Annotated in this window: 17 protein-coding genes; 6 read left to right on the forward strand and 11 right to left on the reverse strand. The window is 71.7% G+C overall.

Features of this window, described 5'->3' with window-relative positions:
* The first annotated feature begins 52 nt into the window (after window positions 1-52).
* Window positions 53-631, forward strand: coding sequence for a cytochrome b (locus KGA65_RS02655; protein WP_225861587.1), 579 nt, complete (start codon window positions 53-55; stop codon window positions 629-631).
* Here KGA65_RS02655 and KGA65_RS02660 read toward each other — a convergent pair.
* From KGA65_RS02660 to KGA65_RS02710, 11 genes are all read right to left on the reverse strand, one after another.
* Window positions 625-1,113: a (2Fe-2S)-binding protein gene (locus tag KGA65_RS02660; RefSeq protein WP_225861588.1), complete on the reverse strand. Its 489-nt coding sequence runs from the start codon at window positions 1,111-1,113 to the stop codon at window positions 625-627. The genes KGA65_RS02655 and KGA65_RS02660 overlap by 7 nt on opposite strands.
* Window positions 1,110-3,395: a xanthine dehydrogenase family protein molybdopterin-binding subunit gene (locus KGA65_RS02665; protein WP_225861589.1), complete on the reverse strand. Its 2,286-nt coding sequence runs from the start codon at window positions 3,393-3,395 to the stop codon at window positions 1,110-1,112. The genes KGA65_RS02660 and KGA65_RS02665 overlap by 4 nt, the downstream gene beginning before the upstream one ends.
* An 11-nt stretch (window positions 3,396-3,406) precedes the next feature.
* A complete protein-coding gene (locus tag KGA65_RS20990; RefSeq protein WP_310740927.1) occupies window positions 3,407-4,192 on the reverse strand; it encodes an FAD binding domain-containing protein in 786 nt (261 codons plus the stop codon).
* Between the two features lie 11 nt (window positions 4,193-4,203).
* Complete coding sequence (locus KGA65_RS02675) at window positions 4,204-4,719, reverse strand: nucleoside deaminase (protein WP_225861590.1); 516 nt, start codon at window positions 4,717-4,719, stop codon at window positions 4,204-4,206.
* Window positions 4,720-4,755: 36 nt separating this feature from the next.
* Window positions 4,756-5,517 (reverse strand): ABC transporter permease, encoded by a 762-nt coding sequence (locus KGA65_RS02680; RefSeq protein ID WP_225861591.1) that lies wholly within the window; start codon window positions 5,515-5,517, stop codon window positions 4,756-4,758.
* A 7-nt stretch (window positions 5,518-5,524) separates the two neighbouring features.
* Complete coding sequence (locus KGA65_RS02685) at window positions 5,525-6,310, reverse strand: ABC transporter ATP-binding protein (RefSeq protein ID WP_225861592.1); 786 nt, start codon at window positions 6,308-6,310, stop codon at window positions 5,525-5,527.
* A gap of 14 nt (window positions 6,311-6,324) precedes the next feature.
* Window positions 6,325-7,305 (reverse strand): ABC transporter substrate-binding protein, encoded by a 981-nt coding sequence (locus tag KGA65_RS02690; RefSeq protein WP_225861593.1) that lies wholly within the window; start codon window positions 7,303-7,305, stop codon window positions 6,325-6,327.
* Between the two features lie 49 nt (window positions 7,306-7,354).
* On the reverse strand, window positions 7,355-8,128 hold the full coding sequence (locus KGA65_RS02695; RefSeq protein WP_225861594.1) for an alpha/beta fold hydrolase: 774 nt from the start codon (window positions 8,126-8,128) through the stop codon (window positions 7,355-7,357).
* Between the two features lie 4 nt (window positions 8,129-8,132).
* Window positions 8,133-9,104, reverse strand: a complete 972-nt coding sequence (locus tag KGA65_RS02700) for an isopenicillin N synthase family dioxygenase (RefSeq protein ID WP_225861595.1) — start codon at window positions 9,102-9,104, stop codon at window positions 8,133-8,135.
* A gap of 109 nt (window positions 9,105-9,213) precedes the next feature.
* The gene (locus KGA65_RS02705; protein ID WP_225861596.1) at window positions 9,214-10,221 is read right to left on the reverse strand and encodes a LysR family transcriptional regulator; all 1,008 of its coding nucleotides are present in this window, start codon (window positions 10,219-10,221) and stop codon (window positions 9,214-9,216) included.
* 68 nt (window positions 10,222-10,289) lie between these two features.
* On the reverse strand, window positions 10,290-11,282 hold the full coding sequence (locus KGA65_RS02710; protein WP_225861597.1) for an XdhC family protein: 993 nt from the start codon (window positions 11,280-11,282) through the stop codon (window positions 10,290-10,292).
* A 20-nt stretch (window positions 11,283-11,302) separates the two neighbouring features.
* On the opposite strand from KGA65_RS02710, the gene KGA65_RS02715 reads away from it, so the two are divergent.
* The 5 genes from KGA65_RS02715 (at window position 11,303) to KGA65_RS02735 (ending at window position 14,495) form a co-directional block, all read left to right on the forward strand.
* Entirely contained in the window at window positions 11,303-11,959 is a 657-nt protein-coding gene (locus KGA65_RS02715; protein WP_225861598.1) for a nucleotidyltransferase family protein, read from the forward strand.
* Window positions 11,956-12,354, forward strand: coding sequence for a YkgJ family cysteine cluster protein (locus KGA65_RS02720; RefSeq protein WP_225861599.1), 399 nt, complete (start codon window positions 11,956-11,958; stop codon window positions 12,352-12,354). Before KGA65_RS02715 ends, KGA65_RS02720 begins: the two co-directional genes overlap by 4 nt.
* Before the next feature lie 71 nt (window positions 12,355-12,425).
* Complete coding sequence (locus KGA65_RS02725; RefSeq protein WP_225861600.1) at window positions 12,426-12,872, forward strand: hypothetical protein; 447 nt, start codon at window positions 12,426-12,428, stop codon at window positions 12,870-12,872.
* A complete protein-coding gene (locus tag KGA65_RS02730) occupies window positions 12,859-13,803 on the forward strand; it encodes an NUDIX hydrolase (protein ID WP_225861601.1) in 945 nt (314 codons plus the stop codon). Before KGA65_RS02725 ends, KGA65_RS02730 begins: the two co-directional genes overlap by 14 nt.
* A 134-nt stretch (window positions 13,804-13,937) precedes the next feature.
* The gene (locus KGA65_RS02735; RefSeq protein ID WP_225861602.1) at window positions 13,938-14,495 is read left to right on the forward strand and encodes a cytochrome b; all 558 of its coding nucleotides are present in this window, start codon (window positions 13,938-13,940) and stop codon (window positions 14,493-14,495) included.
* Window positions 14,496-14,546: the final 51 nt, after the last annotated feature.

The raw sequence follows: 14,546 nt of genomic DNA on the forward strand, positions 1-14,546 counted from the left end.
GCTGGGCGACGGACAATGAAACCCTCACGACTTCTGACGAAGACACGGTCTCATGAACAACACCACCACGCCGGCGACCCATTTCGACACGGTCAGCCGGGCTTTCCACTGGCTCACCGCGATCATCATCGTGGCGGCCTTCACCCTGGGCCCGGAGCATTTCGGCCGCCAGATGCGCGAGGGGCTGGACCCGGCCACCCGCTGGGACATCGTCTGGCATGAAAGCCTGGGCGTGTCGGTCTTCGTGCTGACGCTGCTGCGCCTGCTCTGGGTGGCCCTGCGCCCGGCAGCCCCGCAGTTCGAGATGAACCCCTGGATGCAGCGCGCCGCGCGCATGGTGCAAGGCGCGTTGTGGCTGCTGATGCTGCTGCTGCCCATCACCGCGCTGCTGGCGCTGGGCAGCGAAGGCCATCCGCTGACGCTGCTGGGCGGCTTGCGGGTCGACCAGATGCCCTTCATCGCCAACAGCCCGCTGGCCGAGGCGGCCGACTGGGGCGAGGTGCATGGTTTCCTGGGTGACGCCATCCTCTGGCTGGCCGGTGGCCATGCCGCCGCCGCCATCTACCACCATGTGATGCTGAAGGATGGCGTGCTGAAGTCGATGCTGCCGCCGGGGCGCGGCACTCACTGAGCGTCGAACACCCGCACCAGCGCGCGGCGGATGCCGCCGTAGCCGGTGCAGCGGCAGATATTGCCGCACATCAGGGCCTCGGCCTCGGCCAGCGAGGGCCGGGGCTGCAGGCCCGCCAGGTGGCTCATCGTCATCACCATGCCGGCGCTGCAGTAGCCGCACTGCACGCCGCCACATTCGGCCAGCGCCTGCCGCACCGGCAGGCTGGCCGGGTCGGCCGCCACCGATTCGATGGTGCGCACCGCGCGCCCCTCCAGCTGGTAGGCCATCAGCAGGCAGGCATTGGCCGGCGCATCGTCCAGCCACACCATGCAGGCGCCGCAGCGCCCCACCTCGCAGCCGGGTTTGGCGCCGGTCAGGCCCCAGTGCTCGCGCAGCAGCGTCAGCAGCCGGGTGTCCGGACGGCATTCCACCTGCACGGGATGGCCGTTGAGTTGCAGCGTGACGGTGATCAGCCTCTCGGGCGTGGGGGCGGCATTCATGCGGTCTGCTCCAGGATGGCGATGACCTGGGCCGGCAGCAGCGGCAACCGGGTGATCGGGTGCTGCAGGGCGGCCGCCAGCGCATTGGCCACCGCCGGCGTGGCGAAGTTGACGCTGATCTCGCCCGCGCCGCGCGGGCCGACCGGGTCGCCCTCGGGCAGGTTCTGGATCGCGATCAGGTCCATCTCGGGCGCGTCGGCCAGCGTGGGCACCAGGTAGGCGTCCAGGTTGCGGGCGGTGTAGTGGCCGCCTTCGCAGCGCAGGTCCTCCTGCGTGGCCATGGCCAGGCCCATCACGGCGCCGCCTTCCATCTGGCCCAGGTAGCCCTGCGGCGTCACCACCGGGCCCAGCGCGGTGCACATCACCAGTTTCTCCACCCGCACCAGGCCGCTCCAGCTGTCCACCACCACCTGGGCCACCGCGGTACAGGCGCCGAAGACGAAATGCACATCGGGCGCGTTGTCCGCCGGGTCTTCGGGCGGCAGTTCGATGCACAGCGTCGGGCGATCGGGGCCCATGGCCGCGGCCAAGGCGGCGTAGCCCAGGCGCAGGCCGTCGGCATCGTGCACGCCACCCGGGCCCAGGTGCAGCGTGTTCACCGGGGCCTGCAGCCGCGCGGCGGCAGCGCCCAACAGGGCCGCCTGCCAGGCCGGGCGCGCCTGCGTCACCGTGCGCCAGACCAGCGTGGTCGCGCGCGAGGCGGCCACCGGGCCAGAATCGGGGGCGCGCCGGGTGTCGCCCAGCACCGGCCGCACATCGGCCGGGCCGCAGCCCAGGTGGGTGACACAGCTGGCGCGGATCACGCCGACCAGGTTCTGGCCCAGCTCGGTGAAGCTGGTGCGTAGCTCGATCGCGCCGTCCTCGGCCAGGGCCAGGGTCATGCGGCTGGCGCTGGGGCCGTTCTTGCCGAAGCCGTCGCTGCGGTGCACCAGGGCCAGGCCCACGCCGCGGCGGTGGCGGCCGTCGGCACTGCGCCAGTGGTGTGGCCCGTCGCGCCAGAGCGGCTGCTGACGGGCCACGTCCAGCGCGCGCTGTGGGCCATCGAAGGGCAGGACCTGCTGGCCCAGCGGGCCCGGGTCGGTGGGTGCCACCAGGTTCAGGGCGCGGAAGGCGTCCGGCGCCAGGCCGGCCCGGGCGGCCAGCCGGTCCATCTGCTGCTCCAGCGCGTACTGCACCTGCACCGCGCCAAAGCCGCGGAAGGCGCCGGCCACGCCGTTGTTGGTGTAGGCCAGGCGCGCGTTGATCCGCACCGCCTGGTGGCGGTAGGGGCCGGGCGCGTGCTCCACCGCCGCGTCCAGCACCTCGGGGCCGTGGGTGGCGTAGGCGCCGGTGTCGGCCAGGATGTCCACCTGGTGCAGGGTCAGCCGGCCGGCGGCGTCACAGCCGGTGCGCATGTGGATGCGCATCGGATGGCGCTTGACGCCGAAGTCGGTCGACTGCGGCCGGCTCAGGTGCAGGCGCACCGGCTGCTGCGTGGCCCAGGCCAGCAGCGCGGCGATGGGTTGCACGGTCAGCTCGTCCTTGCCGCCGTAGGAGCCGCCCACCGGCGTGGCGGTGGACTGGACCTTGTCGCGGGGCAGGGCCAGCAGGTCGGCGATGACCTGGGCTTCGCGCGTCGGGTTGTGGCCGCCGAAGAACAGGCGCAGCCCGCCCTGGCCATCGGGCTCGGCCACGCCGCCCTCGGTTTCCAGGAAGGCGTGCATCTGGCGCGGGGTGGTGTAGGTGTCCTCCACCCAGTGCACGGTGGCCGCTTCGGCAGCGGCCGGGTCGCCGTGGGTGTGTTGCACCGCATGCAGCAGGTTGCCGCCGGCATGCACCCAGGCGGCGGGTGGCAGCGCCGGGGCCAGCGCGGCGGCGGGGTCGTCGACCAGCGGCAGCGCCTCGTAGTCCACACGGATCAGGTCCCGCGCGGCGTAGGCGGTGGGCAGGTCGACCGCGGCGATGGCGGCCACCGGGTCGCCCACGTAGCGCACCTTGTCGCGGCACAGCACCGGCCGGTCGACCTTGCGCAGGCCGTAGTCGGCCACGCCGGGGATCTCGGCATGGGTCAGCACCGCCACCACGCCGGGCAGGGCACGGGCGGCTGAGGTGTCGATGCGCAGGATGCGCGCATGCGGGTGCGGACTGCCCAGGATCAGCCCGCGCAGCTGGCCGGGCGCGATGCGGTCGGTCAGAAAGCCGGGCTGGCCGCTGAGCTTGGCGGCCGCGTCGGGCCGCACGTCATGGGGCAGCTGCTCGACCGGGCGCAGCAGCTGGTGCGGGGTGTCGAAGGCGTCGGGCATGGGCTGGCGGGTCACAGCAGGCCACAGTGGCCGGCGATCAGGCGGCTGACCATCAGGGCCAGCTCGGCAGGCAGATGGGCTTGGCAGGCGCGGCGCACCGCGGCCAGGTCGGGCGTCACCGCACCGGGCTGATCCAGCAGGGCCTCGACCGCGGTCAGCCGGCGGATGGGCGTGCCTGGTGCGCCGGCGGCGGCGCGCAGCAGGCTCAGGCCCCGCTCGGGCCGGGCCCAGCGCAAGGCCACCCGCACCCGGGCGGGCGAGAACGCGGCGCGGTAGCCCACCTTCTCGAAGGCGGTGTGCACGGGGCGGCGATCGGCCCGCGGCAGGCGAAAGCCCAGCAGCAGCGGCAGCACCGGGCGCTGCAGCACCTCGACCAGCGGCGCGTGCGTGCCGTCGGCCAGCCGGGCCTCGGCGTCCAGCACCAGCAGCACCGGGCCGGTGTCGCCCACGCCCCAGCCCACGTTGCCACCCAGCGTGCCCAGGCGGCGCACGCCCAGGGCGCCCAACTGGCCCAGGGCCTCGCTGAGCAGCGGGGCCTGGGCGCGCACCCGCGGGTCGGTGCGCACCGTCTCCAGCCGCGCGCCGGCGCCGATGTGCAGGTGGTGGTCGTCCAGCGTGATCTGCTGGGTCTCGGGCCAGGCCTGCAGGTTGATGAAGCAGACCCCGTCCGGCGCCAGGCGCGGCTCGTCCCAACCCTGTTGCAGCACGGTGCCACCAGCGATGAAGCAGGCGCGCGGGCCCAGCCGGTCGGCCAGGGCCTGGGCGGCCTGCGGGCTGGGCGGGGTGACGAGCTCCATCGCGTTCGGGCTCAGCGGGTGGCCCAGAAGCGCTGCTGCAGTGCGGCGAACTCGGCTTCCAGTTCGGGCACCGGGCCGATCAGCTCGACCGGCTTCTGGCAGTGGTCGTAGACATAGCGCGAGGACACGCTCATCGTCGGGTTCTCGGCATGGCTGCCGGTGTGCGCCAGCAGCGCGGCCTCGGTCATGCCAAAGACCACGCGGCCGATGTTGGCCCAGTAGGCGGTGCCGGCGCACATGCAGCAGGGCTCCACCGTGGTGTAGAGCGTGCAGCCCCACAGGAACTCCGGCGTGTAGTTGGTGGCGGCCACCCGTGCCAGGGTCGATTCGGCGTGGTTGACGCTGTCGATGTTGCACTGCTCCAGCAGCACGGTCTCCTGGTCCGGCCCCACCAGGATGGCGCCAAACGGGTGGTGGCCCAGCGCGATGGCGCGTTCGGCCACCCGCTGCGCATGGCGCAGATGGCGGTGAATCTGCTCGGCGGTGGGGGGCAGGCCCTGGGCGGGCAGTGGGGTCGGGTCGGTCATGGATCGGCTCGGAAACGGGAGGGGACCGCGCGCGGCTCAGGCCTGTGCGCGCTGGCTCCAGGGGAACAGACGCCGCTGGGCCAGCTGCACCAGACCATAGAGCGTCAGGCTGCACAGCACCAGCAGGGCCAGCGCGGCAAAGGCCACCGGCACCTTGAAGGAGGAAGTGGAGAACAGGATCAGGTAGCCCAGGCCCTTCTCGGCGGCCACGAACTCGGCCACCACCGCGCCGACCACCGACAGCGTGATCGACACCTTCAGCGCCGAGAACACATAGGGCACGGCAAAGGGCATGCGGATCTGCCAGTACTGCCGGGTGCCGGTGGCGCGCAGCGAGCGTGAGAGCTCGATCAGCTCGGCCGGCACCGAGGACAGGCCCAGCGCGGTGGAGACCACCAGCGGGAAGAAGGAGATCAGCGTGGTGATGACCACCCGCGGCAGCACGCCGGCGCCCAGCGTGACGACGATGATGGGCGCGATGGCGACGATGGGGGTGGACTGGATCACCACCAGCCAGGGCATGATGATGCGCGACAGCAGGGCCGAGCGGGTGATGGCCACCGCCAGCGGCAGGGCCAGCGCGATGGCCAGCGCATAGCCCGCCAGCGCGACCGAGAGCGTGGCGCCCAGGTGGTCCAGCCAGCGGCTGAGCCCCAGGTCCAGGGCTGCGTGCCAGACCACGCTGGGCGCGGGCAGGATGTATTCGGGCACGGCCAGCAGATGGCAGGCGGCCTCCCAGCCGGCCAGCGCGAGCAGGAAGACGATCAGCGAGACATGGCGTTGCAGCAGGGCGGGCATGGCGTCCTCATTCGGGCTTGCGGCTGAAGACCTGCACGCGGATGTCGTTGGCCATCTGCGTGAACAGCGGATCGGCCAGCGTGGCCAGGGTGCGCGGGCGCGCCAGCGGCACGTCGATGATGTCGGCCACGCGGCCGGGGCGGGCGCTCATCACGACGATGCGGTCCGACAGCAGCAGCGCCTCCTGGATCGAGTGGGTGACGAAGACCACGGTCTTGGGCCGCTCGTTCCAGATGCGCAGCAGCTCGAAGCTCATCTCGTCGCGGGTGAGCGCATCCAGCGCCGAGAAGGGCTCGTCCATCAGCAGGATCTCGGGGTCGTGCAGCAGCGAGCGGGCGATGGACACCCGCTGCTGCATGCCGCCCGAGAGCTCATCGGGCCGCTTGTGGCCGAAGTCCTGCAGCCCGATCATCGCCAGCAGCTCGCGCGCCCGCGCCTGGTCCTTGGCATCGACCCGGCCGTACTTGTGCTTCATCGGGAAGGTGATGTTGTCCAGCACGCTGAGCCAGGGCAGCAGCGTGGGCTTCTGGAACACCATGCCGATCTCGTCGCGCGGCTCGGTCACCGGCAGGTCGAAGATGCGGACCTCGCCGGACGTGGGCCGCAGCAGCCCGGCGATGAGCCGCAGGATGGTGGACTTGCCGCAGCCCGAGGGCCCGATCAGCGAGACGAACTCGTGCCGGTGCAGGTGCAGGTTCACCTCCTGCAGGGCCGTCACGGGGCTGCCGTCGCTGGAGACGAAGGTCTGCGTGACCGCGTTCAGGTCAATGACCGGGGCAGGGGCTGCGGGCATCCGGATGATCCGCCTTACTTGGCCAGGAAGCTGCGGTCGACCAGCTTTTCCGGATCGACCTTGGTCGGCGCATAGTTCATGGACTTGGCCACCCACTGCCAGGTCTCGCCCAGCAGCTTGGGTTCGAACTTGCCCATGCCGTCACGCTTGCTGATCTCGTTGTGCAGCAGCGGGATCGAGGCCTCGAACTCGGCCTTGGCCACGGCCACGTCGGTCTCGGGCACCTGGGCCTTCAGGTCCTCGGCGGCCTTCTGCGGGTTCTGGATCGCGAAGGCCAGCGACTTGTTGAGGGCCTTCAGGTAGCGCTTGAGCACCTCCGGGCGTTCCTTGATGGTCTTGTCGCTGGCCATCACCGACCAGCCATAGCCGTCCAGGCCGAACTGCGACCAGGGCAGCACATGCAGCTCCTTGCCGGCCTGCTTGAGCACCGCGTTGAAGCCCGGTGCGACGGTGACCCAGTTGATCGTCGCATCGACACGGCCCTGGGCCAGCATCGGGGCCAGCGTGGCGGGGTCGGCCTTGATGATCTTGACCTTGTCCGGGTTCACGCCGTTCTTCTGCAGCACCACCGGCCAGAGCTGGTTGGACGACGAGAAGGTGGGCATGGCCACCGTCTTGCCCTCGACGTCCTTGAGGGTCTTGATCTTGGTGTCGGCACGGGTGAACAGCGCGTCCGGACCCTTGGAGTAGAGCGACATCACCGCCTTGACCGGCACACCGCTTTCGGCGGCGGCCATCATCAGCGCCGAGATGCCACCAAAGCCCACGTCGGCCGCGCCGGCGCCGATCTTGGTCACCGCATCGGAGGAGCCGCGGCCCGGCACGATCTTCACGTCCAGCCCCTCGGCCTTGAAGAAGCCTTCCTGCACGCCGGCGTAGACGAAGGACTTGTCGCCGCCGGGCAGCCAGTCCAGCTGCACGGTCAGCTTGTCGGCGGCCATGGCGCCGGCGGAGAAGGCCACCAGCAGCGAGGCGAAGAGGGGACGCAAGGTCATGGGGAACTCCTGGGAAAACAAGGGACGGATGGGAGAGGGGCGGTGCGGTTCAGGCGGCCCGGGCCTGCGGCGGCCGCAGCAACTGGTCCAGCAAGGGCAGCAGGGCGCCGGTCAGGGCCTCGGGGCAGGCCAGCTGTGGCACGTGGCCGCAGTCCAGGCTGATGCCGAGGGCGCCCGGGCTGAGCGCCTGCATGCGGCGTTGCAGCGGCAGCGTGACCGAGCGGTCCTGCCGGCATTCCACATAGACCCGCGGGATGCGGCCAAAGCGTTCGGGACTGAGCTGGTTGAGCATGACGCGGCCGGTTTCGGGTTGGGCACACAGGCGCAGGCTGGCCTGGCGTGCCGCTTCTGGCGGACAGTCGTGCATAAACAGTGCCACCCCGGCGTCCGGCGGCACCCAGCTGGTCTGCCCGTCGGCGGACCATTGCAGGAAGGGGTCGATGCCGGTGTACTGAAAGGCCGGGTCCGCGGCCCGGCACTGGTCGATCACATCGCCATAGCCGATGCCGCTGGGCAGCATCATGCCGGCCAGGTAGACCAGCGCGCGCACCCGCTCGGGCGCGGCCTCGGCCACCTGCGAGGCGGTGATGCCGCCGCCGCTGTGGCCCAGCACCACGGCCGGCTCCTCCAGCTGTTCCAGCAGACGGACCACATGCCGGGTGTAGCCCGCCAGGCTGGCCTCGGTGGCCTGTTCGGGCTGGGCGTCGTTGCCGGGCAGGTCCACCGCATGCACGGTCCAGCCGGCGGCTTCCAGCAGCGGGGTCCAGGCGGCAAAGGCCCAACGGCCCTGCCAGGCCCCGTGGATCAGAACAATGTGGGGCATGGGCTCAACCGTAGGTGCGGCGGTAGCAGGCGATCTGGTGTTCCTCCACCGTCACGACCGGGTACTTGGGCGTCTCGCCGGGGGCCAGACAGGTGGGCAGGCATGCCACCGGGTGCTGCAGGTTGCCGGTGAAGAAAAAGGGCACCGAATAGCGTTCGCGGCCGGAGACGTTGATCACCCGGTGCAGGGTCGAGACATAGCGGTCGTTGGTCCAGCGGGCGAACAGGTCGCCGATGTTGACCACGAAGGCGCCGGGCACCGGCGGTGCGTCGATCCAGCACTGCTGCCGGGTGTCCCAGACCTGCAGGCCGCCCGCGGCGTCCTGCAGCAGCAGCGTGATGCCGCCGAAGTCGGTGTGGGCGCCGCAGCCCTTCTCGCCCGGTTGCGGGTTCGCCGGCTGCGGGGGGTAGTGCAGCAGGCGCAGCGTGGCCGACGGGTCGTCCAGGTAGGCGTCGAAGTGGGCGGGCGGCAGGTCCAGCGACAGAGCCAGGCCGCGCACCAGGGTCTCGCCCAGGTCCAGCGCGGCGGCGTAATAGCGGTTCATCACCGGTGCGAAGTCCGGCAGCGTGGCTGGCCACTGGTTGGGGCCGGTGTTGAAGCGGCCGGCCCGCACGCGCGGGTCGTCGGCCGGCACCTCGGCGCCGATGTAGAAGCTCTCCTTCAGGTCCGGCGGGGCGCCGGTTTCCAGCGTCTGCGCCTTCAGCGGCTCATAGCCGCGGTTGCAGGGCGAGAGCCGCTTGTCCACTGCCAGCTTGTCGTCCAGGCCCAGATCGAAGAAGCGCTGGCTGGCGGCGAAGACCTGATCGATCAGGGCCGGGTCGATGCCGTGGTGGGTGATGTAGAAGAAGCCGTGTTCCAGGCAGGCCTGGCGCAGCTGGTCGGCCACGGCGCGTTGGGCCGCGGGGTCCGCGCTGCGCAGGCCGCGGATGTCGATCAGCGGCAGGGCGGAAGCGGCAGGGGAGGTGTCGGAAGGCACGGCAGCAGGGGGCGGGAGAGGCGATGCGGGCCAGTGTAGGAAGCGGCTCCTGCGTCGGATAGCGCTGAATTTGGTGCAGGGCGATGCCAAAAAGAGATCGGCCCGTGCGTCAGGTCAAGTGCCTGTCCTCCGGTGGTGCATTGAGCGGGTCGATGTGTTCGATCGTGGTGCCTGATGCACCAGATCGTTGCTGTCGCAGCGCGACGCTTTCCTCATCCTCGCGCCATTCGATGGCCTCGGCCACGATGCGGTTGAAGGCGTCCAGCGCCGCCGGCGGGGTGCGGCCGGCCCGCACATAGACCCCCAGCTCGGAGCACAGCGGTGTTGGCGTGTCCAAGGGCACATGCACCAGGCGGCCCTCGCGCAGTTCGCGCTCCAGGCCCAGCCGGCTCTGGAAGAACAGGCCGACCCCGCGCTCCACCAGGCTCTTGGCCAGTTCGATCGACGAGGTCTCCAGCAGCACCTGCAGCGCGCGCTTGTGGTGCGCGATCAGGGGCTGCAGCAGGCCGTGCATCGACAGCTCGGCGGCCGGCAGGATCAGCGGGTAGCTGGCGCAGGTGGCGAAGTCCACCCGGTGCAGGCGGGCGATCGGGTGCTCCGGCGGCACGATGGCGCCGAGCGCGAAGCGGCCCACCGTGCACTGGCGCAGGCTGTCGTGGCGCCGGATCGAGAAGCCGATGCCCACGTCGGCCTCGCCCTGGATCACCGCCAGGGCCGCCTGTTCCGAGCCGCAGGTGCGCACCTGGATCTGGATCGTGGGGTAGCGCCGATGCATCTGGGTCAGCACCGCCGGCATCAGGTCGGCGTTCAGGCCCTCCACCGCCGCCACGCTGACCGCGCCGCGGCGCACGCCGCGCAGCATCTCCAGCTCGGTCTTCAGGCGCTGTTCGTCCTGCAGCACCGTGATGACATGGCGCGAGAACACCTCGCCGGCCGGCGTCAGCCGCAGCCCGGTGGACATGCGCTCGAACAGCGGCGTGCCGATCTCGTCCTCCAGCTGCAGCAGCTGCCGGTTGACCGCCGAGGAGGCCACATGCAGCCGCCGGGCCGCCTCGCGGATCGAGCCGCTGCGGCGGATCATGTCGAAGTAGGTGATGGCGCGGGCGTGGACATGCATGCCCAGCCGGCCTGCAGAGGCCGTGCCAGGCTCGGCATCACTGGCGGCTCAGCGCTGCCGGATCGGCATCAGGCCAGGGCCGAGGCGCAGTTGCTGGCCGGGGCGGGGGCCAGCTGCCGGTTCTTCTCGGCCAGCAGCTGGGCCAGGATGCTGACCGCGATCTCGGGCGGGCGCTTGCTGCCCAGCGGCAGGCCCACCGGGCCGCGCAGCCGGGCCAGCTGGGCGTCGGTCAGGCCGAAGTGTTCGCGCAGCCGGGCGCGGCGGGCGTCGTTGCTGCGCTGCGAGCCCAGCGCGCCGACCAGGAAGGCCGGCGTCGCCAGCGCTTCCATCAGGGCCAGGTCATCCAGCTTGGGGTCGTGCGTGAGCGTGACCACGGCGCAGTGGGCATCGGGGGCGAAGGCCAGGGTGGCGTCGTCGGGCATGTCGCGCACCCGCGGCACGTTGGGCGGCAGCGCGTCGTCCTCCATCTCGGGCCGGGGGTCGCAGACGGTCACCGCGAAGCCGCAGCTCATCGCCATCGGCGCCAGGTAGCCGGCGATCTGGTTGGCTCCGACCAGCAGCAGGCGGTACTGCGTGCCCAGGGTCTGGGTCAGCCGCCGGCCGTCCCAGCGCACGGCTTGGCCGGCCCCCATCGCGGGCAGCAGCAGCCACTGGCCGGACAGGCTGTCCACCCGGCGCACGCGCCGCTCGCCTTCGGTCAGCGCGTTCAGCAGTTCCTGCAGGGCTTCGGCGGGCGGGTCGGGCTCCAGCAGCAGGCTGAGCTGGCCGCCGCAGGGCAGGCCGGCGCGGCGGGCCTGCTCCGGGCCCACACCGTACTGGCGCACCTCGGGCCGGGCGTCGGCCTCGGCCATGCGGCCGCGGGCGTGGTCGATCAGGTCGTCCTCGACACAGCCGCCCGAGACCGAGCCTTCGATGCGGCCGTCGTCGCGGATGACCAGCAGCGAGCCGGCCGGGCGGGGCGAGGAGCCCCAGGTGCTCAGCACCGTGGCCAGCGCGATGCGGTGGCCGGTTTGACGCCAGGCCACGGCCGCGCGCAGGCAGGCAATGTCAGGGGTGTGCATGATTCCTACAATTCAACGCCATGTCGTCGTGTTCGTCCGTTCCCTCCGGTGCGTCGGGGGCCTCGCTGCCGGTGGTGCTGGTGCTGGCCGCCGGGGCGGGACGACGTTTCCGGGTTGCCGGTGGGGTCGGAAGCAAGTTGCATGCGATGCTGGCCGGGCACCCGGTGCTGGACTGGACGCTGGCGGCCGTCCAGGCCAGCGGCCTGCCCTGGACCGTGGTGACGGCCGATCCCGCCGCTGGCACGGGCATCGAGGCGGCGCCGATGGGGGCCTCCATTGTCCGCGGCGTGGCCGCCACCCCGCGGGCACCGGGCTGGCTGGTGCTGCCGGGGGACCTGCCGCTGGTGTCGCCCGCGCTGTTGCAGGCGGTCGCCCAGCGTCTGCAGCGGGAGGCCGCGCCGCGTGCGGTGGTGCGCCCCCGCGTGGCCGATGACGCCGGGCACTGGCAGCCGGGGCACCCGGTGGGGTTCGGGCCGGGCTGGCGGGCCGCGCTGCTGGGCTTGCAGGCCGCGGCCGGCGCGCGGGCCCTGGTGGCCCAGGCCCAGGCCGAAGGGACCCTGCACTGGCTGGACGTGGCCGACCCCGGCTGCGTGCAGGATGTGGACACGCCGGCGGCCCTGGCGGCCGCCGAGGCCCGCTTGCGCCACGAGGGCCGGGGCGGGCTGGTGAAAGGATGACGATGCTGCTGCACCGGGTCGATGTCGACCGCTGTGAAACCTGGACCCGTTACCGCCCGGGGCTGTGCGATCGCTGCGCCGCCCACTGCTGCACCATGCCGGTGGAGGTGCGCCTGGCGGACCTGGTTCGCCTGGGCTGGGTCGACCCCTTCGAGGCCGAGCACGAGGCGCCCAAGCAGATCGCCCGCCGCCTGCAGAAGGCCGGCCGGGTGGACCATTTCAACGGCAAGCACGAGATCTTCACGCTGGCGCGGCGGGCCAGCGGCGACTGCGCCCTGCTGGATGCCCAGACCCGGCGTTGCACCGTCTACGCCCAGCGGCCCGACACCTGCCGCAAGCATCCCCAGGTCGGGCCCAAGCCCGGCCACTGTCCCTTCGGGCCCCGCGCCGAATGAGCCTGCGGCCGACGCCGGGCCGGGGTGCTGTCCTACACCGGGGGGCGGGCGTCTTGCCCTAGACTGGCGGCATGAACACGAAGTCCATCCTCCAGCTCGCGGGGGCCGCCGCCCTGGCCGGTGCAGCGCTGTCGGCGCAGGCCGGCACCAATGTCGGCGTTTCCATCAGCGTGGTCCAACCGGGCGTCTATGGGCGCGTCGACATCGGCAACACGGCGCCACCGCCGGTGGTCTATGCCCAGCCGATGGTCATCGCCCCGGGCCCGGTGGCGGTGGTGCAACGGCCGATCTATCTCTATGTGCCGCCCGGCCACCAGAAGCACTGGGGCAAGTACTGCGGCCGCTACAACGCCTGCGGCCAGCCGGTGTACTTCGTGCAGGAGCGCTGGGTGCGGGACCGCTATGACGAGCGCCGCAACGGCCCGCCGCAGCGCGGTGGCGACTGGGACCATGGCCGTGATGACGGCCCGGGCCATGGCAACGGCCACGGACATGGCCGGGGGCATGACAAGCACTGACGACCGATCGGTGGCCTCAGACCGGACCCACAGCCCCACCTGGGGCTGTGTTCATTTGGCGCGCCACACCCGGCAGGACCGGGTCCCGGTCGGGCTGGCGGCGCCCGGCGAGGCGTCCGCCTCCATCGGCTCGGTTGACCGCACGCACCTGGCCTGGCTGCGTGACACCGGCTGGCCGCTGGCCGAGGGGCCGGCCGGCCTGGTGCTGACCCTGCCGCGCGACGGGCGCGATGCCGCGCTGGCCGCCTTCCATGGCCGGCTGCGCGACGCGGGCGTGATCCGCGCCTGGCGTGACGAACCCTATCCGCTGCTGGACGCGCAGGGCCGGCTGCAGGCCGTGATCGAACGCGCGTCCGCCCGCTTCTGGGGGTGTCTGACCTTTGGCGCCCATTGCAACGGCTATGTGCGGGGGCCGGACGGCCGGCCCAGCCACCTGTGGGTGGCCCGGCGGGCGGAGGACAAGCCCACCGACCCCGGCCGGCTGGACAACCTGATCGGCGGCGGCGTGCCCTATGGCCAGACCCCGCGCGAGGCCTTGCTGCGCGAGGCCTGGGAAGAGGCCGGCCTGACCCCGGGCCAGATGGCTGGCATCGCCCGCGGTCGGGTGATCGAGCTGTGCTGCGACATCCCCGAAGGCCTGCAGCGCGAATGGCTGCACGTCTACGACCTGGCCCTGCCCCCCGGGCTGCAGCCGGTGAACCAGGACGGCGAGGTGGCCTGGCACCGCCTGATGCCGGTGGCCCAGGCGCTGGACCATGCGGCCCGCGGTGACATGACCGTCGACGCCGCGCTGGCGACGCTGGATTTCGCGCTGCGCCACGGGCTGCTGCCCGCCGCCGAGGCCGCCGCCCTGGCCGAGGCGACGGCGGGGCTGTGGGTGGCGCCAGAACGCGCCGAACGCATCGATCCCCCGGTCCCGGCGACCGTCTGAGCGCGCCGTCGTTCAGAAAAACTGCATCATTGCCTTCAAGTGGGCTGAACCGCAGGGCCTTCCGTCCTGCCGACACTGGGTGACATCGAATCCACGCGAACCGGCCCCACCGGGCCGCTCGCACGAGGTCACGCATGTCTTCCGTTTCCACTTCCATCCCGTCGACGGGGCGCTACACCGGCCCCGCGATCTGGCTGCACTGGCTGATGGCCCTGCTGATTGCCGGGGTCTTCTTCCTGGGCCTCTACATGGCCGACCTGCCGATGTCGCTGACACGGCTGAAGCTTTTCAACTACCACAAGTGGGCCGGCGTGATCGTGCTGGCCCTGGCGGTGCTGCGCCTGGTCTGGCGCCTGACGCACCAGCCGCCCGCCGACGTGCCGATGCCCGGCTGGCAGCGTCTGGCGGCCCACGGCATGCACCACCTGCTGTATGGGCTGTTCTTCGCAGTGCCGCTGGTCGGCTGGGCCTACAGCTCGGCCGCGGGCTTCCCCATCGTGCTGTTCGGCGTGCTGCCGCTGCCCAGCTTCGTGGCCAAGAACGCCGAGCTGGCCCAGCTGATCAAGCCCTGGCATGAAACCCTGGCCTGGACCCTGGCCCTGCTGGTGGTGGCGCACGCCGGCGCTGCCCTCAAGCATCAATTCATCGACAAGGACGGCCTGCTCAACCGCATGCGTCCCGGCCGCGGCTGAGCGTCACCCGCCTGCTGCGCGACTTCCCAGACATCTCCCACAGGAGTTCAC

The sequence above is a fragment of the Ideonella benzenivorans genome (assembly GCF_020387415.1).
In the GTDB taxonomy this organism is placed as follows: domain Bacteria; phylum Pseudomonadota; class Gammaproteobacteria; order Burkholderiales; family Burkholderiaceae_C; genus Ideonella; species Ideonella benzenivorans.